23 protein-coding genes are annotated in these 18,165 nt (G+C 63.8%); 10 read left to right on the forward strand and 13 right to left on the reverse strand.

Annotated features, from left to right (window positions below; translation table 11 throughout):
* Nucleotides 1-14 precede the first annotated feature (14 nt).
* The 3 genes from AC3RCG_RS05190 to AC3RCG_RS05200 all read left to right on the forward strand — a co-directional run bounded on the left by AC3RCG_RS05190 (nucleotide 15) and on the right by AC3RCG_RS05200 (nucleotide 774).
* A complete protein-coding gene (locus AC3RCG_RS05190) occupies nucleotides 15-206 on the forward strand; it encodes a hypothetical protein (RefSeq protein ID WP_070290063.1) in 192 nt (63 codons plus the stop codon).
* An 84-nt stretch (nucleotides 207-290) separates the two neighbouring features.
* The gene (locus AC3RCG_RS05195; protein WP_492403449.1) at nucleotides 291-491 is read left to right on the forward strand and encodes a hypothetical protein; all 201 of its coding nucleotides are present in this window, start codon (nucleotides 291-293) and stop codon (nucleotides 489-491) included.
* A 94-nt stretch (nucleotides 492-585) separates the two neighbouring features.
* Nucleotides 586-774, forward strand: a complete 189-nt coding sequence (locus AC3RCG_RS05200; RefSeq protein WP_070222614.1) for a hypothetical protein — start codon at nucleotides 586-588, stop codon at nucleotides 772-774.
* A gap of 62 nt (nucleotides 775-836) precedes the next feature.
* Here AC3RCG_RS05200 and AC3RCG_RS05205 read toward each other — a convergent pair whose 3' ends face one another.
* Nucleotides 837-1,391 (reverse strand): cob(I)yrinic acid a,c-diamide adenosyltransferase, encoded by a 555-nt coding sequence (locus AC3RCG_RS05205; RefSeq protein ID WP_070290065.1) that lies wholly within the window; start codon nucleotides 1,389-1,391, stop codon nucleotides 837-839.
* Nucleotides 1,392-1,541: 150 nt separating this feature from the next.
* On the opposite strand from AC3RCG_RS05205, the gene AC3RCG_RS05210 reads away from it, so the two are divergent.
* The 3 genes from AC3RCG_RS05210 to glcF are packed head-to-tail and all read left to right on the forward strand — an operon-like array spanning nucleotide 1,542 to nucleotide 5,361.
* Complete coding sequence (locus AC3RCG_RS05210; RefSeq protein ID WP_492403563.1) at nucleotides 1,542-3,032, forward strand: FAD-linked oxidase C-terminal domain-containing protein; 1,491 nt, start codon at nucleotides 1,542-1,544, stop codon at nucleotides 3,030-3,032.
* Between the two features lie 16 nt (nucleotides 3,033-3,048).
* Entirely contained in the window at nucleotides 3,049-4,119 is a 1,071-nt protein-coding gene (gene glcE / locus AC3RCG_RS05215) for a glycolate oxidase subunit GlcE (RefSeq protein WP_070312394.1), read from the forward strand.
* A 6-nt stretch (nucleotides 4,120-4,125) separates the two neighbouring features.
* Nucleotides 4,126-5,361 (forward strand): glycolate oxidase subunit GlcF, encoded by a 1,236-nt coding sequence (gene glcF / locus AC3RCG_RS05220; RefSeq protein ID WP_070312393.1) that lies wholly within the window; start codon nucleotides 4,126-4,128, stop codon nucleotides 5,359-5,361.
* Here the strand turns inward: glcF and AC3RCG_RS05225 are convergent.
* The 4 genes from AC3RCG_RS05225 to AC3RCG_RS05240 form a co-directional block, all read right to left on the reverse strand.
* Nucleotides 5,354-7,462, reverse strand: a complete 2,109-nt coding sequence (locus AC3RCG_RS05225) for a putative bifunctional diguanylate cyclase/phosphodiesterase (protein ID WP_070222604.1) — start codon at nucleotides 7,460-7,462, stop codon at nucleotides 5,354-5,356. The genes glcF and AC3RCG_RS05225 overlap by 8 nt on opposite strands.
* Before the next feature lie 184 nt (nucleotides 7,463-7,646).
* The gene (locus AC3RCG_RS05230) at nucleotides 7,647-8,132 is read right to left on the reverse strand and encodes a glutathione peroxidase (protein ID WP_121668472.1); all 486 of its coding nucleotides are present in this window, start codon (nucleotides 8,130-8,132) and stop codon (nucleotides 7,647-7,649) included.
* 1 nt (nucleotide 8,133) lies between these two features.
* On the reverse strand, nucleotides 8,134-9,273 hold the full coding sequence (locus AC3RCG_RS05235) for a PilT/PilU family type 4a pilus ATPase (RefSeq protein WP_409027241.1): 1,140 nt from the start codon (nucleotides 9,271-9,273) through the stop codon (nucleotides 8,134-8,136).
* 3 nt (nucleotides 9,274-9,276) lie between these two features.
* The gene (locus AC3RCG_RS05240) at nucleotides 9,277-10,320 is read right to left on the reverse strand and encodes a type IV pilus twitching motility protein PilT (RefSeq protein ID WP_070312390.1); all 1,044 of its coding nucleotides are present in this window, start codon (nucleotides 10,318-10,320) and stop codon (nucleotides 9,277-9,279) included.
* A 70-nt stretch (nucleotides 10,321-10,390) separates the two neighbouring features.
* On the opposite strand from AC3RCG_RS05240, the gene AC3RCG_RS05245 reads away from it, so the two are divergent.
* Nucleotides 10,391-11,092: a YggS family pyridoxal phosphate-dependent enzyme gene (locus tag AC3RCG_RS05245; RefSeq protein WP_070290071.1), complete on the forward strand. Its 702-nt coding sequence runs from the start codon at nucleotides 10,391-10,393 to the stop codon at nucleotides 11,090-11,092.
* A 16-nt stretch (nucleotides 11,093-11,108) separates the two neighbouring features.
* The gene (gene proC, locus AC3RCG_RS05250) at nucleotides 11,109-11,939 is read left to right on the forward strand and encodes a pyrroline-5-carboxylate reductase (protein WP_492403444.1); all 831 of its coding nucleotides are present in this window, start codon (nucleotides 11,109-11,111) and stop codon (nucleotides 11,937-11,939) included.
* A gap of 6 nt (nucleotides 11,940-11,945) precedes the next feature.
* On the opposite strand, the gene AC3RCG_RS05255 is transcribed toward proC, so the two are convergent.
* The 8 genes from AC3RCG_RS05255 to AC3RCG_RS05290 all read right to left on the reverse strand — a co-directional run bounded on the left by AC3RCG_RS05255 (nucleotide 11,946) and on the right by AC3RCG_RS05290 (nucleotide 17,222).
* On the reverse strand, nucleotides 11,946-12,662 hold the full coding sequence (locus tag AC3RCG_RS05255; protein ID WP_492403442.1) for an anti-sigma factor: 717 nt from the start codon (nucleotides 12,660-12,662) through the stop codon (nucleotides 11,946-11,948).
* Nucleotides 12,659-13,225 carry a sigma-70 family RNA polymerase sigma factor gene (locus AC3RCG_RS05260; protein WP_492403440.1) on the reverse strand — a complete coding sequence of 189 codons (567 nt, stop codon included), beginning with the start codon at nucleotides 13,223-13,225 and terminating at the stop codon, nucleotides 12,659-12,661. Before AC3RCG_RS05260 ends, AC3RCG_RS05255 begins: the two co-directional genes overlap by 4 nt.
* Before the next feature lie 90 nt (nucleotides 13,226-13,315).
* A complete protein-coding gene (locus AC3RCG_RS05265) occupies nucleotides 13,316-13,873 on the reverse strand; it encodes a DUF3455 domain-containing protein (protein WP_070290079.1) in 558 nt (185 codons plus the stop codon).
* An 89-nt stretch (nucleotides 13,874-13,962) separates the two neighbouring features.
* Nucleotides 13,963-14,310 carry a hypothetical protein gene (locus tag AC3RCG_RS05270; protein WP_099409806.1) on the reverse strand — a complete coding sequence of 116 codons (348 nt, stop codon included), beginning with the start codon at nucleotides 14,308-14,310 and terminating at the stop codon, nucleotides 13,963-13,965.
* Complete coding sequence (locus AC3RCG_RS05275; protein WP_083287244.1) at nucleotides 14,307-14,684, reverse strand: phage holin family protein; 378 nt, start codon at nucleotides 14,682-14,684, stop codon at nucleotides 14,307-14,309. The genes AC3RCG_RS05270 and AC3RCG_RS05275 overlap by 4 nt, the downstream gene beginning before the upstream one ends.
* Before the next feature lie 221 nt (nucleotides 14,685-14,905).
* Nucleotides 14,906-15,262, reverse strand: coding sequence for an ElaB/YgaM/YqjD family protein (locus AC3RCG_RS05280; RefSeq protein WP_492403437.1), 357 nt, complete (start codon nucleotides 15,260-15,262; stop codon nucleotides 14,906-14,908).
* 108 nt (nucleotides 15,263-15,370) lie between these two features.
* A complete protein-coding gene (gene ubiA, locus AC3RCG_RS05285; RefSeq protein WP_121668476.1) occupies nucleotides 15,371-16,225 on the reverse strand; it encodes a 4-hydroxybenzoate octaprenyltransferase in 855 nt (284 codons plus the stop codon).
* A 58-nt stretch (nucleotides 16,226-16,283) separates the two neighbouring features.
* Nucleotides 16,284-17,222 (reverse strand): hydrogen peroxide-inducible genes activator, encoded by a 939-nt coding sequence (locus AC3RCG_RS05290; protein ID WP_070312382.1) that lies wholly within the window; start codon nucleotides 17,220-17,222, stop codon nucleotides 16,284-16,286.
* Nucleotides 17,223-17,356: 134 nt separating this feature from the next.
* Between AC3RCG_RS05290 and AC3RCG_RS05295 the strand changes: the two genes are divergently transcribed.
* Nucleotides 17,357-17,596: a DUF3717 domain-containing protein gene (locus AC3RCG_RS05295; protein ID WP_070222578.1), complete on the forward strand. Its 240-nt coding sequence runs from the start codon at nucleotides 17,357-17,359 to the stop codon at nucleotides 17,594-17,596.
* 33 nt (nucleotides 17,597-17,629) lie between these two features.
* A complete protein-coding gene (rfaE2, locus tag AC3RCG_RS05300) occupies nucleotides 17,630-18,112 on the forward strand; it encodes a D-glycero-beta-D-manno-heptose 1-phosphate adenylyltransferase (RefSeq protein WP_070222576.1) in 483 nt (160 codons plus the stop codon).
* The last annotated feature ends 53 nt before the right edge of the window (nucleotides 18,113-18,165 follow it).

Here is an 18,165-nt window from a genome sequence, read left to right on the forward strand (position 1 = left end):
TTGAAAGGCTGACCATGTTCAAAAAGATTGCCGCTTTCCTGTTTGCCGCCGGCGCCGCCCTGTCTTTCAGTGTCCAGGCTGGCGGCCCTGACTGCACCTTTGTCTGCGAGCGCAACTTGCTCGATTGCGTGGAATTCGGCCAGCCGGCCTGCATGGAAAATTATCAGGCTTGTCAGAAGGAATGCCTGCGCCCGCCGCATAACTGACGCGCGGAAGCACTTATGGATGACGCGTAAGGGACGGCGCGCCATGGATGTTGCTCATCGTCTCACAATTCAACAGGAGTACTTATGTTCAAAAAACTGGGTTTCTTTTTGTTTGCCATGGGCGTCAGCGCATCGTATGCGATGGCCGGCGGCGGCGAGCCGGAATGCTATGCGCAGTGTGACGATGATCTGGTGCAGTGCATGACCGACCATCCGACGGCGCCAGGCGCGTGCACCAAGATTCACCGGATGTGCATGAAAAGCTGCGATCCGATCTTGCCATAGATCATGATTGCCGGCTAACCAGTCAGTACGCTGGGCAGGCCGGCTGCGTCACTTCATCCATCCTGCCGTCCCTCATTTCCACAAAGGAGTACTTATGTTCAAAAAACTGGGTTTCTTTTTGTTTGCCATGGGCGTCAGCGCCTCGTATGCGATGGCCAGCAGTACCGCCGACATTTCGGAATGCCAATCCGAGTGCTATATGGCGCTCGACGCCTGTGTCATGGAGTTCAGTGTGCCTTCATGCGTGCGTGTCAATAAGGCGTGTCTGCAGGCCTGCGGCTAGCAAGCGCCTGTCAGCTTGATGCAACACGGCGATGCCTGTCAAACTGCATCGCCGTTTTTTATTTAGCCCCGCGTGCGGTCATGCCGCCACAGCACGTCGCTGCCGCCGGCAAAGCGGTTGAGCACGCGCGACAGCACGAACAGCAGGTCCGACAATCGGTTCACGTACTGGCGCGGATGTTCGTGCAGGGGCTCCGCATTGGCCAGGGCGACGATGCTGCGCTCGGCGCGGCGGCAGACGGTGCGGCACACATGCGCGAGCGAGGCGGCGCGCGAGCCGGCCGGCAGGATGAATTCGGAGAGGGCCGGCAAGTCCGCATTGTATTTCGCCAGCAGGTCGTCGAGGCGCAGCACGTGCTCTTCCTTGATCAGCTGGTAGCCGGGGATGCAGATTTCTCCGCCCAGGTCGAACAGGTCGTGCTGGATGGCCACCAGCTCCTCGCGCAAGGCGTCGGGCATGGCTTCGCACAGCAGCAAGCCGATGTTGGAATTGAGTTCGTCCACGTCGCCCATGGCGTGGATGCGGGCGCTGTCCTTGCTGGTGCGGCTGCCGTCGCCCAGGCCGGTGCTGCCATTGTCGCCCGTGCGCGTGGCGATTTTCGAAAGTCGGTTGCCCATGATGCTGATCCTGTAAAGAAGAATGGGGGCAGCATACGACACTGTGCGCCGCCCGGCGCCGGATTTGCAGGCAAATCGGACAAAAAATGCGGTGCGCGCCACTTTTGTGCTTACAATCGTTGCACGTCCATGCCTCTTGCCATCCATCTTATGCTCAATGCCGCCCCTGAACCCGGATTGACCGCCGCGCGCCAGCAAGCCGTCGTCGCGGCCCTGCTGGCCGTGCTGCCGGCCCGCTGCGTGCTGTCCGACGCCGAAGACACGCGCCCGTACGAATGCGACGGCCTGGCCGCCTACCGCCAGCTGCCGATGGTGGTGACCCTGCCCGACACGGAAGAACAGGTCATCGCCATCCTCGGCGTCTGCCGCGAACTTGGCGTGCCGATCGTGCCGCGCGGCGCCGGCACGGGCTTGTCGGGCGGCGCCTTGCCCATCGCCGACGGCGTGGTGCTGTCGACGGCGCGTTTGAACCGCATCGTGCGCCTCGACGCTTATGCGCGTACGGCCGTGGTGCAGCCGGGCGTGCGCAACCTGGCCATTTCCGAAGCGGCGGCGCCCCACGCGCTGTACTACGCGCCCGACCCGTCCTCGCAGATCGCCTGCAGCATCGGCGGCAACGTGGCGGAAAACTCGGGCGGCGTGCATTGCCTCAAATACGGCCTGACCGTGCACAATGTGCTGCGCGTGCGCGTCGTCACCATCGACGGCGACGTGCTGGAACTGGGCGGCGAATGCCTCGATTCGCCCGGCCTGGACCTGCTGGCCGTCTTCATCGGTTCCGAAGGCATGCTGGGCATCGTCACGGAAGTGACGGTCAAGCTGATCCCGAAGCCGGCCACGGCGCGGGTCATCATGGCCTCGTTCGGCGACGTCGTCACGGGCGGCAATGCCGTGGCCAATGTGATCGCCGCCGGCATCATCCCGGCGGGCCTGGAAATGATGGACCAGACTTCGTCGCGCATGGTCGAACCGTTCGTCAAGGCCGGCTACGACACCGACGCGGCGGCCATCTTGCTGTGCGAGGCGGACGGCACCCACGAGGAAGTGGAAGAGGAAATCGCCCGCATGACGGCCGTGCTGGAAGGGGCGGGCGCCAGCGCCATTGCCGTCTCGCAGTCGGAAGCGGAGCGCATGAAGTTCTGGTCCGGCCGCAAGAACGCGTTTCCCGCCGCGGGGCGCATCTCGCCCGACTACTACTGCATGGACGGCACCATTCCGCGCAAGCGCCTTGCCGAAGTCCTGACGGGCATCGCCGCCATGGAAACGACGCATGGCTTGCGCTGCGCCAACGTGTTCCACGCGGGCGACGGCAATCTGCACCCGCTGATCCTGTTCGACGCCAACAAGCCCGGCGAATTCGAGCGCGCCGAGGCGTTTGGCGCGGACATCCTGGCCCTGTGCGTGGCCGTGGGCGGCACCATCACGGGCGAACATGGCGTGGGCATGGAAAAGATCAATTCCATGTGCGTGCAATTTACGCGCGCCGAACTCGATGCCTTCTTTGCCGTCAAGCGCGCCTTCGACCCCCACACCTTGCTGAACCCGGACAAGGCGATTCCCACCTTGAACCGCTGCGCCGAATTCGGCAAGATGCATGTGACGGCGGGACGCCTGCCGTTCGCCAACCTGCCCCGTTTTTAATTTTCCGGAGACCCCATTGCAAGCGATAGCGGAACAATTCAGGCAGCAGATTCTGGCGTCCAGCGCGGCGGGCAAGCCCTTGCGCCTGCGCGGCGGCGGCACGAAAGACTGGTATGGCCAGCAGCTCGATGGCGAGGTGCTCGACACGCGCGCGTATGCGGGCATCATCGATTATGAACCGACGGAGCTGGTGATCACGGCCCGCTGCGGCACGCCGCTCGCCGAGATCGAGGCGGCGCTGGCAGCGCGCAATCAGATGCTGGCTTTCGAGCCGCCCCATTTCGGCGCTGGCGCCACGCTGGGTGGCGTCGTCGCCAGCGCCTTGTCCGGGCCGCGCCGGGCCAGCGCGGGCGCCTTGCGTGACTTCGTGCTGGGCGCCGTGCTGATGGATGGCCATGGCGAACGCCTGGCCTTTGGCGGGCAGGTCATGAAAAACGTGGCCGGCTACGATGTCTCGCGCCTGCTGGCGGGGTCCATGGGCACGCTGGGCCTGATCCTGGAAGTGTCGCTGAAGGTGCTGCCCCTGCCGCTGCGCGAAGCGACCTTGCGCGTGGCGTGTGCGGAAATCGCCGCCTTGCGCCTGCTCAATGAATGGGCTGGTCAACCGCTGCCGATATCGGCCAGCTGCTGGCACGATGGCGTCTTGAGCGTACGCATGTCCGGCGCCGAGGCGGCCGTGTCGGCGGCGTTGCATGCGCTGGGCGGCGAGGTGCTGGCGCCCGATGACGCGGCCGCCTTCTGGATGTCCGTGCGCGAGCAGACGCACGCCTTCTTTGCGGGCGCGGGCAGCTTGTGGCGGCTGTCGCTGCCGCCGCACGCCAGCGCCGTGATCGTCAAGGGGCGCCAGTTGATCGAGTGGGGCGGGGCGCAGCGCTGGCTCAAGCTCGACGCCGACGCCGATGCGGCCGGGGCGCTAGACATCCGCCGGGCAGTGGCCGCGCTTGGCGGCCACGCCACCCTGTTCCGCGGCGGCGACAAGGCCGTGGGCGTATTCCATCCGCTGGCGCCGGCCGTTGAAAAAATCCACCAGCGCCTGCGGCAGGCTTTCGACCCGGCTGGCATCTTCAACCCGCACAGAATGTATTGAGCGCGCATGCAAACCAATCTCGCCGATTTCATCAAGAACACGCCGGCAGGCGACGAAGCCGAAGCCATCCTGCGCGCCTGCGTGCATTGCGGCTTTTGCACGGCCACCTGTCCCACCTACCAGCTGCTGGGCGACGAACTCGATGGCCCGCGCGGGCGCATCTACCTGATCAAGCAGGTCTTGGAAGGCGCGCCCGTCACGGCCAAGACGCAGACGCACCTGGACCGCTGCCTGACCTGCCGCAACTGCGAGTCGACCTGTCCCTCGGGCGTGCAGTACGGGCGCCTGGTCGACATCGGCCGCAACGTCGTCGAGCAGCGCGTGCAGCGCCCCTTGCGCGAACGCGCGCTGCGCTTCGCCCTGAAGGAAGCCTTGCCGCGCCGCTGGCTGTTTACGCCCGTGTACAAGGCGGGGCAGGCGCTGCGCCCGCTGCTCTCGAAAAGCTTGCAGGACAAATTGCGGCCAGGCGCCGCAGCCGGTGCATGGCCGGTGCGCCGGCACGCGCGCACCATGTTGCTGCTCGACGGCTGCGTGCAGCCGGCCATGTCGCCGAACATCAATGCGGCCACGGCGCGCGTGCTCGACGCGCTGGGCGTGCAATTGATCGTCGCGCCCAAGGCGGGCTGCTGCGGCGCGCTGCGCCATCACCTGAACGACCAGGATGCGGCGCTGGACGACATGCGCCGCAATATCGACGCCTGGTGGCCCTATGTCAGCGGCATGGACAGCGCCGAAGCCATCGTCATGACGGCGTCCGGCTGCGGCGCCACGGTGAAGGAATACGGCCATCTGCTGGCGCACGATGCGCAGTATGCGCAGAAGGCGCGGCGCATCGCTGAACTGACGCGCGATCTGTCCGAGATCATGCCGGCCTTTGAGAACGAACTGGCGGCGCTGCTGAAGGGGCGCATAGTGAAAAAGGTGGCGTACCACCCGCCGTGCACCCTGCAGCACGGCCAGCAGATCCGCGGCAAGGTGGAGCAGGTGCTGCGCGCCGTCGGCGTCGACGTGCGCCTGTGCGCGGACAGCCATTTATGCTGCGGTTCGGCCGGCACGTATTCGATCCTGCAGCCGGCCCTGTCGCAGCAGCTGCGCGACAACAAGGTGGCGAATCTGGAAGCGTGCGAGCCGGAGATGATCGTGTCGGCCAATATCGGCTGCCTGAGCCATTTGCAGTCCGGCACGCAGACGCCCGTGCGGCACTGGATCGAGCTGATTGATTCGGCCTTGACGCCTAAATAGGTATTTCGCTGTACTGCGCGATGCGCCATTGCGGGGCGGGGATGAACGTGTTCGCCCACTCCAGCACGGCGTCGGCCGGCATGGGGCGGGCGATGCCGTAGCCTTGCGCCAGGTCGCAGCCGAGCTGGATCAGGCGCGCGCCATGCTCGACGCTTTCCACGCCTTCGGCGATCACCGTCAAGCTGAAGGAACGGGCCAGGCCGATGACGGCGCGCACCAGGTGCAGGTCGTCGCGGTCGTTGAGCATATTGCGCACGAAGCTCTGGTCGATCTTGACGATGTTGGCCGGCAGGCGTTTCAGGTAGGACATCGACGAATAGCCGGTGCCGAAATCGTCGAGCGCAAACGTGATGCCCAGCGCCTGGCAGGCGCGGATGATGCGGCGCACGTCCTCGATGTCGTGCAGGGCCGACGATTCGAGGATTTCCAGTTCCAGCATGCTGGCGCGCACGCCGGGAAATTCGCCGAGGATGGTTTCCAGGCGCGAGACGAAGTCCGGTTGCTGGAAGTGGCGCGCCGCGATGTTCACGCTGACCACCCAGTGCTTGCCGGTTGCGCTCCAGCGCTGCATCTGCCACAGGGCCTGGCGCAGCACCCATTCGCCGATATCGATGATCAAATCCGTCTGTTCCACCAGTGGCAGGAATTGCGCTGGCGCCAGCACGCCGCGGCGTGGATGCTGCCAGCGCAGCAGCGCTTCCATGCCCACCACCGTGCCGGCGCGCATATTCACCTTGGGCTGGTAGTACAGCCGCAGTTCGCCGTTGATCAGGGCGTGGCGCACTTCCGTGCGCTGGTTGTGGTGGGTGCGTACTTCCTCGTCGAGGTTGGTGTCGAAGAAGTGGTACTGGTTGCGCCCCGTCAATTTCGCCTGGTAGACGGCGTGGTCGGCGTGGCGCAGCAGGCTTTCCGTATTCAGGTCCTTGCCCGCGTAGACGGCGATGCCGGCGCTGGCCGTCATGTGCAGCGCCTGCTGGTCGCACTGGTAGGGACGGCTCAGCTCAGTCATCAGTTGCGTGACGTTCTGTTCGATGCTGGCGATGCTGGCCTGGCCGCACAGCAGCATGACGAATTCATCGCCGCCCAGGCGCGCCGCATAGTGGACCTGGCCCGTAAAGCCGTGCAGGCGGCCCGCTACCTGCTTGAGGATTTCATCGCCCGCCTCGGCGCCGTAGCGGTCGTTGATGGCCTGAAAGTGATCGAGGTCGAACAGGCAGACGGCCAGCAGGCGCTGGCGTTCGCGCGCCAGGAACAGTTCCTGTTCGAAGCGGGCGGCCAGCGCGGCACGGTTGGGCAGGCCCGTCAGCACATCATTATAGTTTTGCCAGGACAGCTTTTGCAGCGCCTGTTGCATGTGCACGGTTTCATTCAGCTGTTCGCCCAGCTGGCGCTGGCTGGTCTTGAGTGAGGTCAACAGTTCTTCGATATCGCCGGCCATGCCGTTGAACGACTGCGACACGGCTTGCGCCTCGGGCGTGGCGCCGGCTGCCAGGCGCACGGCGAAGTTGCCTTCGCGGAAGCGGTCGGTCGCCTGCACGAAGCGCGCCAGCAGCTTGCGGTGCGTGGCCAGGATCAAGCCCAGCAGCAGGAAGACGAGCACGATATTGATGCTGCTGAGGATGGCTTGGTCGCGTACCCGGTGCCACACTTGCGCCAGGGGCAGGCCGGGCGTGTAGTGCAGGTTCAGGGTGCCGTCGCCGCCGTCCGGCAGCGCCACCGTCAGGCGGCTGCGGATGGCATTGATACCCGCCAGGCGCGCGAACCACGCCGGCACCGTGGCCAGCGTGTCGGCAAGCTTGCTGTCGGCCAGCACCTCGACATGCCCGCCAGCCGTGTCCCAGCGGGCAGAAACGAGGCTGCGGTTCAGCGGCAGGGCGCTGCGCAGTACCTGGCGCACGCTGTCGTGCATCGCGTGACTGTCCGCGTGCACGGCCAGCGGCAGCACGCTATTGGCGAGGAACAGGTCGAGTTGCCGCGCATCGCTCTGGTAGCGCGCATTGGCCAGCGCCGTTTCCGTGCCGAGCAGGGCGTGATAGCGAACGGCGGAAACGGCGAGTATCAGGAAGAAAATAGGAAGAAAGAGGCGGGAATAAATTCCCATCCGCATCCATGAAGATAATATTTTCCCAAAGACTGGCATCGTTTTTTGATCGATATCTGCGAATAATTATGCAAACATTATCACTGAAATTTGCTATTGGAAACACAATATTGATATCAAGCATGAAATAAACACGGATTCATTGATTTGAGCAATTATTGTTTTTAATCAAACCGTCGAATGGCTATTCCTGTAGCAATTGCCGAATGTCGTCCGCCAGGCTGGCCGGTTTGCTGGCCGTCGCGTAGCGGCGAAATACGCTGCCATCCTTGCGCACCAAAAACTTGGTGAAATTCCATTTGATCGACTGCGTGCCCAATATGCCGGGCGCCGCCTGTTTTAATTGCGCAAAGACAGGGTGCGTATGCGGGCCATTCACATCGATCTTGGCAAACAGGGGAAAGGTGACGCCGAAGTTCTTTTCGCAAAAGGCTTTGATTTCCCCATTCGAGCCCGGTTCCTGCTGGCGGAATTGATTGCAGGGAAAGCCCAGCACGACCAGGCCCTGCTCGTGGAATGCGCGGTACAGCGCTTCGAGCCCCTGGTATTGCGGCGTGAAGCCGCAGGCGCTGGCCGTGTTGACGATCAGCAGTACCTTGCCCTTGTAGCGGGCCAGGTCGATCGGCGTGCCGTCCAGCGCCTCGGCCTGGAAATCGTGGATGCTGGTCATGTCAGAGGAGTCCCAGTTTGGTGGCGCCCGTTTGCGGGGCGGGTTCCGGCGCCGTGGCGCCCTTGAGTTTGATCGCCAGGCGCAGGTCGTTGACGGAGTCCGCATTGCGCAGCGCGTCTTCGTAGCTGATGGCGCCCGCTTCGTGCAGGTCGAACAGGGCCTGGTCGAACGTCTGCATGCCATGCTCGCGCGATTTTTTCATCAATTCCTTGATCTCGTGCACCTGACCCTTGAAGATCAGGTCGCTCATCAGCGGCGAGTTGAGCAGGATTTCCAGCGCCGCCTTGCGCCCGCCGCCATCCTTGTTGGGGATCAAGCGCTGCGAAATCATGCCCTTCAAATTCAGCGACAGATCCATCAGCAGTTGCTGGCGCCGCTCTTCCGGGAAGAAATTGATGATGCGGTCCAGCGCCTGGTTGGCGTTGTTCGCGTGCAGGGTGGCCAGGCACAGGTGGCCCGTCTCGGCAAACGCGATGGCGTGGTCCATCGTGTCGCGGTCGCGTATTTCGCCGATCTGGATCACGTCGGGCGCCTGGCGCAAGGTGTTTTTCAGGGCCGTGGCCCAGTCGTCCGTGTCGACGCCCACTTCGCGCTGGGTGACGATGCAGTTGCCGTGCGGATGGATGAATTCCACGGGGTCTTCGATGGTGATGATGTGGCCATGGCTGTGCGCGTTGCGGTGGCCCACCATGGCGGCCAGGGTGGTCGACTTGCCGCAGCCCGTGGCGCCCACCATGATGACGAGGCCCCGCTTGCTCATCACGATGTCTTGCAGGATGGCGGGTAAACCGAGCCCATCGAGCGTGGGGATGGCGGTATTGATCAGTCGCAAGACCATGCCTGCCTGGCCCATCTGCACGAAGGCGGACACGCGGAAACGCCCCAGGCCGTCCGGGCTGATGGCGAAATTGGCTTCGCGGCTCGATGCGAACTCGGCCGCCTGGCGTTCGTTCATGACGGCGCGCACGTAGCCGGCCGCCTGCTGCGCGGCCAGCGCGCCGCCCGCCAGCGGCGTCAGCTTGCCGTCGAGCTTGATGGCGGGCGGAAACCCGGCCGTGATGAACAGGTCGGAGCCGCCCCGTGCGCGCATCTGCGCCAGCAGCGCGTGCATGGCGCCATAGTGTTCGTGCGTCGTCTGCATGGCTTATCCGGGGAAGTTTTCGGGCGACTTGGCGGCCGAGCGGGCAGTTTCCGCCGAGATCGTGCCGCGCCGCACCAGGTCGGACAGGCACTGGTCCAGCGTCTGCATGCCCACGTTGCTGCCCGTCTGGATGGCCGAATACATTTGCGCCACTTTCGCTTCGCGGATCAGGTTGCGCACGGCCGGCGTGGCCAGCATGATTTCATGCGCGGCCACGCGCCCAGCGCCGTCTTTGGTTTTGAGCAAGTTCTGCGAAATGACGGCTTGCAAGGACTCGGACAGCATGGCGCGCACCATTTCCTTTTCCTCGGCGGGGAAGACGTCGATGATGCGGTCGATCGATTTCGCCGCCGACGAGGTGTGCAGGGTGCCGAACACCAGGTGGCCCGTTTCGGCCGCCGTCAGCGCCAGGCGGATGGTTTCCAGGTCGCGCAATTCGCCCACCAGAATGACGTCCGGGTCTTCGCGCAGGGCCGAGCGCAGCGCATTGCTGAACGAATGCGTGTGCGAGCCTACCTCGCGCTGGTTGATCAGGCATTTCTTCGGCTCATGCACGAATTCGATCGGGTCTTCGATGGTCAGAATATGGTGATTCAGGCGCTCGTTGACGTGGTTCACCATGGCCGCCAGGGTGGTCGACTTGCCCGAACCCGTCGGGCCCGTCACCAGCACGAGGCCCCGCGGGCGCATGGCCAGTTCGCCGAAGATGCGCGGCGCGTTCAGGTCTTCCAGGGTCAGCACTTTCGACGGAATCGTGCGCAGCACGGCCGAGGCGCCGCGTTCCTGGTTGTAGGCGTTGACGCGGAAGCGGGCCAGGCCGGGAATTTCGAACGAGAAATCGCACTCGAGCGCCTCTTCATACGCCTTGCGCTGGCTGTCGTTCATGATGTCGTAGATCATGCTGTGCACTTCCTTGTGCTCGAGCGGCGCCACGTTGAGGCGGCGCACGTCGCCATTGACCCGTATCATCGGCGGCAGGCCGGAAGACAGGTGCAGGTCGGAAGCCTTGTTGCTGACGGAGAAAGCGAGAAGTTCGGAGATGTCCATTTATAATCCCTGTGCCTGCATTGATGGGCTGGCGCACTGTGCCGCCGCCCCTATACACTAGAAAATGATTATGTCCACAATCGAACAGAACTTGCAAGCCGTGCGCGACAGTATTGCGCAGGCGGCCGTGGAGGCGCAGCGCGCGCCTGCCGACGTGACCCTGCTGGCCGTGTCAAAAACCTTCGGCGCGGACGCCGTGCTGGACGCCATGCGCGCGGGCCAGATGGCGTTTGGCGAAAACTATCTGCAGGAAGCGCTCGACAAGATCGCCTTTGTGAAGGAGGCCTCGCCGCAGCACGTCCCGGCATGGCATTTCATCGGCCCCATCCAGAGCAACAAGACGCGCCCCATCGCCGAGCACTTCGACTGGGTGCATACGGTGGAACGGGAAAAGATCGCCGCGCGCCTGTCCGAGCAGCGCCCTGCCGGCTTGCCTGACCTGAATATCTGTCTGCAAGTCAATATCAGCGGCGAAGCCAGCAAGAGCGGCGTAACGCCGGCTGACTTGCCGGCGCTGGCGCATGCCGTGGCGCTGCTGCCCCGCCTGCGTTTGCGCGGCCTGATGGCAATTCCCGAGCCGGAAACGGATGTCACGCTCCAGCGCCGTGCGTTCGCGCAATTGCGCGCGCTGTACGAACAATTGCAGGCGGACGGGCTGGCGCTCGACACCCTGTCGATGGGCATGTCGGCCGACTTGCGCGCCGCCGTGCTCGAGGGCGCCACCATCGTGCGCGTGGGCAGCGCCATCTTCGGTTCCCGCAACTATTCCTGATGAAGAGAGAACAAGCATGACGACAGAATTGAATATCGCATTTGTAGGCGGCGGCAACATGGCCGCGGCCCTGATCGCCGGCCTGGCGGGCAAGCTGACCCTGGGCGGCAACATCCACGTGATCGACCCGCACGCGCCGGCGCTGGAAAAACTGCAGGCGCAGTTCGGCGTCACGACGGCGACGTCCGCCAGTGACGCGTTGCGCGGCGTGGACGTGATCGTGCTGGCCGTCAAGCCGCAAAGCATGCGCGACGTGGCGGCGCAGCTGCTGCCCTTCCTCGACGGGGAAAGCGCGCCATTGGTCCTGTCGATCGCGGCCGGCATCCGCGCGGCCGATCTGTCGCGCTGGCTCGGCGATTATGGAGCCATCGTGCGCTGCATGCCGAACACGCCGGCCCTGATCGGCATGGGCATCACGGGCATGGTGGCCAGCAGCGGCGTGAGCGACGAACAGAAAAAGACGGCGGACGCCATCCTGCGCGCCGTTGGCCAGACCGTCTGGCTCGACGACGAAGCGAAGATCGACCCCGTCACGGCAGTCTCCGGCAGCGGTCCCGCCTATGTGTTTTACTTTATCGAAGCGATGCAGCAGGCAGCGGCCGAGCTGGGCTTGACGCCCGAGCAGGGCACGCAGCTGGCCATTGCCACGTTTACGGGCGCGGCGCAGCTGGCGGCGAACTCCAGCGAACCCGTGTCCTTGCTGCGCGAGCGGGTCACGTCGAAGGGCGGCACGACCTATGCGGCCTTGACCAGCATGGAAGAGAGCGGCGTGAAGGCGGCCATCGTCAAGGGCATCAAGGCGGCCGCGCAGCGCGGGCGCGAGATGGGTGACGAGCTGGGCAAATAATCCGCTCTACATCACTTTCACGGCGCGGCCGATGTAGAGCACCGGCCCTGTCGGCCGGCCCGTGGGCGAGCCCGTTTCCGGCTCCAAGGTGATTTCAAACAATTGCTCGGGCTGCAGCGGCGGCAGCTTATCCAGGGTCAGCTTGACGCTTTGCCCCGGCTTGACCAGGCCCAGCGAGACGGGCGCGCCCCAGTCCTTGCCCTTGGTCCAGAATTGCAGGGCCTTTTGCTGCGGCACGCTGGTCGGCCCCAGCGGGATCAGGCTCAGGTCGCGGTTCTTGCCGCCGCGTCCGCCCGTCTGCACGATCCAGCCCGGCGATTTGTCCTGCGGCGCCACCAGCACCACCAGATAACCGGGTCCGCTCGGCGCTTGCAGTTGCACGCTGATCAGCACGGCCAGCACAGCTGTCGCCACCAGGCCGCCGCCGGCCAGCAATCTCCAGAAGGCCAGGCTGTTCCACCACGCTTGCCAGCCGCCCGCCTGCTGCACGGTTTTCGGCGTGAACAGGCTGGCGCTGATGCGCGGCCACAGCTGGGCCGAGGGCGTTTCGGGCGGCGCCAGGGTGGTCAATGGCAGCAAGCGCTGTTCCCAGGCATCGACGGCGTCGCGCAAGGCGGCATCGCGCGGCAAGCGCTGTTCCACTTCCGCGCGTTCGGCCAGTTCCAGGGTGCCCAGCACGTATTCGCCGGCCAGCCTTTGCCATTCCTCGTCGCTGTCGATCATCCCATGCACTCCCGCAAGGCGGCCAGGCCCCGCTTGACCCAGGCCTTGACGGTGCCCAGCGGCGCTTGCAGGCGCTGCGCGATTTCGCTATGGGAACAGCCATCGACGTAGGCGTACAGGATGCTGTTGCGCTTGGGTTCGTCCAGGTGGCCCAGGCAGTCGTGCAGCCTGCCCATGTTCGCCTGCAGGGCGTAGGCGTCCGAGGTGGCGTCGGCATCGTTGCCTTCGCGTTCATGCAGCAGGGTTTCCACGGTATCCTCGTCGGCTGACAGTTCATGGGCGCGGGCGCGCGCCACGTTCAGCGCCTGGTGCCGCACCACCACATAGATCCAGCCCTTGCCGCTGCCGCGCGTGGCGTCGAAGCTGCCGGCGCGGCGCCAGATGTTCAGGAAGGCGTCGTGCAGCACGTCTTCGGCCAGCGCCCGCTGGCGCACGATGCGCAGTGCCACGCCCAGCAGATAGCGGCTTTCCTGCTGGTACAGGCCGTGCAATGCCTGCTGCTCGCCCCTGGCGCAGGCGCGCAGGGCGGCATCGTAATCGTAAGGGGCGGCGTGGGCTGGCAACGTCGGCGCAATCGTTGAGTGAACGGTTAGCAAGTTTTCAAGGCCGAGTATAGGTCAGAAACCCGCTTGCCAACCGTCGCTTGAAAGGATTTATGCCGATTTCCAGAAGATGTAGTCGGCCTGGTAGGGCACCCATTGTTTGGCGCCGACGGACTCCATGCCGCAGGGGCTGCTTGGCGCCACGCCGCCGCGGGTGGCCACGCGCTGGATGTAGCTGACGCCCTGCATGGCGCCGCTGCCCGTGGCCGGATTGGCTTTCACCAGCTGATACGGGATATTGCCCGCGCCGGCCGGTGCCACAGCCACTTGCGTCGCCGTCACTTTCGAGCCGTCCAGGTTGGCCCAGGTGGCGGGTGGTCCCACATACGTGCCCACTTGCATGCCGCTGCGGTCGTTCAGGGCCGCGTCCGGTCCCACGAAGACCCATTCATGCCCCGTCATGTCTTTCTTCGCCTTGCATTCGTAGGCGATCTTGCCCACGCCCACCGTCTGCATGGCGACCTGGTGGCCATCGGGCACCTTGACGGCGTTCGGCAATTGTTCCTGCGAGTAGCGTGCGCTCATCGGTGCGCAGGCAGCCACGAGCAGGGCGGCGCACAGGACGGTGAGCGAAGGGGCGGTATGGCGTGGTGCGGTGGTGGCATGCATGGCAAGCTCCTGGTAGTTGGCTCAACCGGCTGGTTGATACCATTACTACGCAGAGGCCGGCCATTTGGATGCAGCCAGGCAAAAATATTTTAGTTCGGCGTGTCTTTCTTGCTGAAACGCTGCGCCAGCGCCAGCACGACAGGCATGGCGGTGGTGGCGTGCTTGAGCAGTGCGCCGCTGGCCCGCAGCAGCGGCAGGAAGCGGCGCGGGCGCACCAGCAGCAAACCCAGCACGGCGCCGCCCACCATCAGGGGAATTTTAAAACGCGTGGTCAGGGTGTGGCGCAGATTGCCGCCCGTTAAAGGTTCCAGCAATTGGCGCGTCTGCACGCCCAGGGCCAGGCGCTGCAGCGCGCATTCGGCCAGCAGCGCGTCGCGCCGCTGCGCCAGGCTGGCGGCCGTGTGGACATGCGACAGTTTGGTGGGATGCGTGGTCATGGCCGCTCCGATCCCCGGCGGGCCAGCAGTTGCAGCTCGTCCAGGTCTTTGTTCAGTTCGGAAAGTGTGAAGGACAGCAGTTTCGGCTTGCTGCGGAAACTGGCGCGCACGCCCAGCAGGGTGGCGACGGCGGCGACGATGAAGACGGCGGCCGTGATGGCGATGGCGGCGATGCGGTGCGTATCCCAGAACAGCACGATGACGAGGAATACGATCAAGACCAGGCCGACGAACAGGCACAGCAGCGCCAGCATGGCCAGCGCCAGATAGGACAGGAAGCGCAGCGACTCTTCTTCCATTTCCACGGCCGCCAGGGCCAGACGGGTCTGGACGATGGCGGCGAGGGTCGCTGCGACTTGGGCGACATGGTGCATGATAGCCATATGCTGCCTTTCGCGTCAGGGGAGGCGGCCTGCGCCGCCGGTACTCCTACTACTAAGTAACCCCCAATAAATTATTGTGATTTCTGACTTCCATAACCGTCGCTCTGCGGCGTTGCTCACTGCTAGCAGTGCTCGCACTGCGTCGCAGCGAGCGCCTTGCATAGCATCCGGTTCTGTTTGTCATAAATTCACACTAATTTCCCGAGGATTACTTAGCGGCGTGACGAGGAAAGCAGCAGGCCGAACAGCACGCCCACGACGGCGCCCGCACCGACAGCTTTCCATGGATTGTCCTGCACGTATTCGTCGGTGGCCTTGGCCGCCTTCTTGGTACGGTCGAGCAAGTCTTCTTCCAGCTTGATCAAATCTTTCTTGGCCGTTTCCAGGGTGGCGATGAACTTGTCCTTGACGGCTTTGACATTCTCGCCAGTCTGATCCTTGGCGCCATCGAGCCAGCCTTCCGCTTCATTGATGACGTTTTTCAGGTCGCCGACCAGTTTGTCGCGGGCCTTGTCGGCGTCGGCGAGGATGCTGTCGCTGCTGGATTTGCCGGTATGTATCGAGTTCATGTATTACCTCATGGAAGTGAAACTGCACAGTGAAATACCAGTGTAGGCAGCTGCGGCCAGGCCTGTGTTGCGCCGCCTCAAGGGCTGCCGCGGCGCAAAGATCATTGCTTAACGGAAAGCAATGTCCAGTACCACGCCCGCAAACACCGCTGCTCCTAGCCAGTTATTATGCCGGAATGCCGCAAAACACGGCATACGCTCGCGTGCGCGGATCAGGGTGTAGTGATAAACGGCGCAGCCGGCCGCCACCAGCAAGCCCGCGACGAACCAGTAACGCAAGCCCAGGTACCAGCCGCATGCCAGCCACAGCAGCAGGAAAACGGCATAGCAGAACATGACGATGGCCACGTCGTAGCGGCCGAAGGTGATGGCCGAGGTCTTGATGCCGATTTTCAAGTCGTCGTCGCGGTCGACCATCGCATATTCCGTATCGTAGGCCACGGCCCAGAAGACATTCCCCAGCAGCAGCAGCCAGGCGACGACGGGCACGGAATCCGTGATGGCGGCAAAGCCCATGGGAATGCCGAAGCCGAAGGCGATGCCCAGATACGCTTGCGGAATCGCAAAGAAGCGCTTGAAGTAGGGATAGGTGCCGGCGATGATGACGGCCGCCACGGACAGTTGCTTGGTCAGCGCATTCAGGGGCAGGATCAGGCAAAAGGCCAGCACGGTCAGCACGCTGGCCACGGCCAGCGCTTCCTTGCCGCTGATGCGTCCGCTGGTGATGGGACGGTCCGCCGTGCGCTTGACGAATTTGTCGATATCCTGGTCGGCGTAGTCGTTGATGGCGCAGCCTGCCGAGCGCATCAGGAAAGTGCCGAGAGTGAAGATGAGCAGCAGCCGCCAGTCCGGCACGCCTTGCTGCGCCAGCCACAGCGCGCACAGGGTAGGCCACAGCAGCAATACGGTACCGATAGGCTTGTCCAGCCGTATCAGGCGGAAATACAGCGCCAGCTTGTTCATGGAAGACTCGATCTTGTTGAAGAGAAAGGTCGATTATCGCAAATAGTATGCAAATGTACTATTCGTCGTCTTCGCACAAGGGGGTGATGCCAGGCAAGTTGCAGCCGGCGATGGCCGCGCACAGGGCGTCGATGGCCGCCTTGCGCGTAAAACTCTTGCGCCACAGCATCACTACCCGGCGCGATGGCACGGGGGTGGCGAAGGGCCGGTATTCGAGCATGCCGTCGGTGGCGTGCATATTGGCGACCGAGGCGCGCGGCAAGACCGTCAGGCCGATACCGCTGGCCACCATGTGGCGGATGGTTTCCAGAGAGGAACCTTCGAACGTGCGCTGCATGCCGTTGCCGGGCGAGGAAAAGCGCGCCATTTCGGGGCACACTTCCAGCACCTGGTCGCGGAAACAGTGGCCATTGCCCAGCAACAGCATGGTTTCCGATTTCAAATCCTGTGCGGCGATTTTTTCACGCGCCGTCCACGGATGCTGGCGCGGCATGGCCACGACGAACGGTTCGTCATACAGTTCCTGCATGGCCATGCCGTGATCGGGCAGGGGCAGCGCCATGATGGCCACGTCCAGTTCGCCCTGGCGCAGCAATTCGAGCAGGCGAACCGTGAAGTTTTCCTGCAAAATCAAAGGCATCTGCGGTACCTGGTCTATCATGGCCTTGACCAGCGGCGGCAGCAGGTAGGGGCCGATCGTATAGATCACGCCCAGGCGCAGGGGGCCGGCCAGCGGGTCCTTGTTCTGCTTGGCGAGTTCCTTGATGGCGGCCGTCTGTTCCAGCACGCGCTCGGCTTGCGCGATGATCTGCGCGCCCAGGGGCGTGACGGAGATTTCCGCGCCGCCCCGTTCGAACAGGACCACGCCCAATTCGTCTTCGAGTTTCTTGATGGCCACTGACAGGGTGGGCTGGGCAACGAAACAGGCTTCGGCGGCGTGGCCGAAGTGCTTCGCTCGCGCGACTGCAACGATATATTTCAGTTCAGTCAGTGTCATAGGTTGATTGAAACACAGGAAGTACTTACTTGCAATGAATGAAAGGTGGCGCAAACGTGAAACTGTGGCGCCGATGGCGTATTGTAGCGGATCGCCCCCTATAATGCGGGAGCGGGCGGCGGAAGGAGGGGGCGATGGAACTGCGGATGCAGGCGCTGGAAGCGGCGATCAATTACTGGCGTGCCCGGCAACCGGCGCGCGGCAATGAATATGCGCTGTCGCTGCCCGTCAGCCGCCTGGCCGGCGTGTATGCGCTGATGATTTATTACCGGCAAGATCGCATCGCCGAAGAGGGCCTGGATCCTGCCGTTCTCGCCTTGATCGATGCCTGGCGCCGCCATGCCGCTGGCATCCAAGGCGATAGCCACGCCTGAGTGTGACCGTATTTAACCCAACAAGAGATATCCATGCCTGAATTTGAAAACAAACTGTGCGGTCGTGACGAACTGCGTGCCCGCGCCGCGGCCCTGCCGAAACCGGTGGTCGTGACGAACGGCGTGTTCGACATTTTGCACCGCGGCCACGTGACGTATTTGGCGCAGGCGCGCGCGCTGGGCGCTTCGCTGATCGTTGCCGTGAATACTGATGCATCAGTGAAACGTCTGGGCAAGGGCGACGACCGTCCCCTGAACAGCTGCGAAGACCGCATGGCCGTGCTGGCCGCGTTGGAAGCGGTGAGCCTGGTCGTGCCGTTCTCGGAAGACAGCGCCCTGGAAGTGGTGCAGGAGATCGAACCGGAAATCTATGCCAAGGGCGGCGATTACGACATGGCGGCCATCCCCGAAGGGCGCGCCGTGCTGGCGTATGGCGGCCAGGCCGTGGCCATCGATTTCGCGCACGACCGCTCGACCACCAAGCTGTTGACGAAAGTGCGGACGCAGCAGGGCTGAGGACCGTCGTCAATGTTTCCATACAGATAAAAAGACGTTACTATGAGAACTGC

Source organism: Janthinobacterium sp. GW823-FHT01H08 (assembly GCF_058797855.1).

Excerpts from the sequence above, each read along its gene's own strand:
- AC3RCG_RS05280 (WP_492403437.1), bottom strand. The coding sequence starts at position 15,262 with ATGAACTCGATACATACCGGCAAATCCAGCAGCGACAGCATCCTCGCC.
- AC3RCG_RS05255 (WP_492403442.1), bottom strand. The coding sequence starts at position 12,662 with ATGATCGACAGCGACGAGGAATGGCAAAGGCTGGCCGGCGAATACGTG.
- AC3RCG_RS05210 (WP_492403563.1), top strand. The coding sequence starts at position 1,542 with ATGCTCAATGCCGCCCCTGAACCCGGATTGACCGCCGCGCGCCAGCAA.
- AC3RCG_RS05205 (WP_070290065.1), bottom strand. The coding sequence starts at position 1,391 with ATGGGCAACCGACTTTCGAAAATCGCCACGCGCACGGGCGACAATGGC.
- AC3RCG_RS05245 (WP_070290071.1), top strand. The coding sequence starts at position 10,391 with ATGTCCACAATCGAACAGAACTTGCAAGCCGTGCGCGACAGTATTGCG.
- AC3RCG_RS05195 (WP_492403449.1), top strand. The coding sequence starts at position 291 with ATGTTCAAAAAACTGGGTTTCTTTTTGTTTGCCATGGGCGTCAGCGCA.
- AC3RCG_RS05270 (WP_099409806.1), bottom strand. The coding sequence starts at position 14,310 with ATGACCACGCATCCCACCAAACTGTCGCATGTCCACACGGCCGCCAGC.
- AC3RCG_RS05225 (WP_070222604.1), bottom strand. The coding sequence starts at position 7,462 with ATGGGAATTTATTCCCGCCTCTTTCTTCCTATTTTCTTCCTGATACTC.
- rfaE2 (WP_070222576.1), top strand. The coding sequence starts at position 17,630 with ATGCCTGAATTTGAAAACAAACTGTGCGGTCGTGACGAACTGCGTGCC.
- AC3RCG_RS05230 (WP_121668472.1), bottom strand. The coding sequence starts at position 8,132 with ATGACCAGCATCCACGATTTCCAGGCCGAGGCGCTGGACGGCACGCCG.
- AC3RCG_RS05275 (WP_083287244.1), bottom strand. The coding sequence starts at position 14,684 with ATGCACCATGTCGCCCAAGTCGCAGCGACCCTCGCCGCCATCGTCCAG.
- AC3RCG_RS05295 (WP_070222578.1), top strand. The coding sequence starts at position 17,357 with ATGGAACTGCGGATGCAGGCGCTGGAAGCGGCGATCAATTACTGGCGT.
- AC3RCG_RS05265 (WP_070290079.1), bottom strand. The coding sequence starts at position 13,873 with ATGCATGCCACCACCGCACCACGCCATACCGCCCCTTCGCTCACCGTC.
- AC3RCG_RS05200 (WP_070222614.1), top strand. The coding sequence starts at position 586 with ATGTTCAAAAAACTGGGTTTCTTTTTGTTTGCCATGGGCGTCAGCGCC.
- glcF (WP_070312393.1), top strand. The coding sequence starts at position 4,126 with ATGCAAACCAATCTCGCCGATTTCATCAAGAACACGCCGGCAGGCGAC.
- AC3RCG_RS05290 (WP_070312382.1), bottom strand. The coding sequence starts at position 17,222 with ATGACACTGACTGAACTGAAATATATCGTTGCAGTCGCGCGAGCGAAG.
- AC3RCG_RS05190 (WP_070290063.1), top strand. The coding sequence starts at position 15 with ATGTTCAAAAAGATTGCCGCTTTCCTGTTTGCCGCCGGCGCCGCCCTG.
- proC (WP_492403444.1), top strand. The coding sequence starts at position 11,109 with ATGACGACAGAATTGAATATCGCATTTGTAGGCGGCGGCAACATGGCC.
- AC3RCG_RS05240 (WP_070312390.1), bottom strand. The coding sequence starts at position 10,320 with ATGGACATCTCCGAACTTCTCGCTTTCTCCGTCAGCAACAAGGCTTCC.
- AC3RCG_RS05235 (WP_409027241.1), bottom strand. The coding sequence starts at position 9,273 with ATGCAGACGACGCACGAACACTATGGCGCCATGCACGCGCTGCTGGCG.
- ubiA (WP_121668476.1), bottom strand. The coding sequence starts at position 16,225 with ATGAACAAGCTGGCGCTGTATTTCCGCCTGATACGGCTGGACAAGCCT.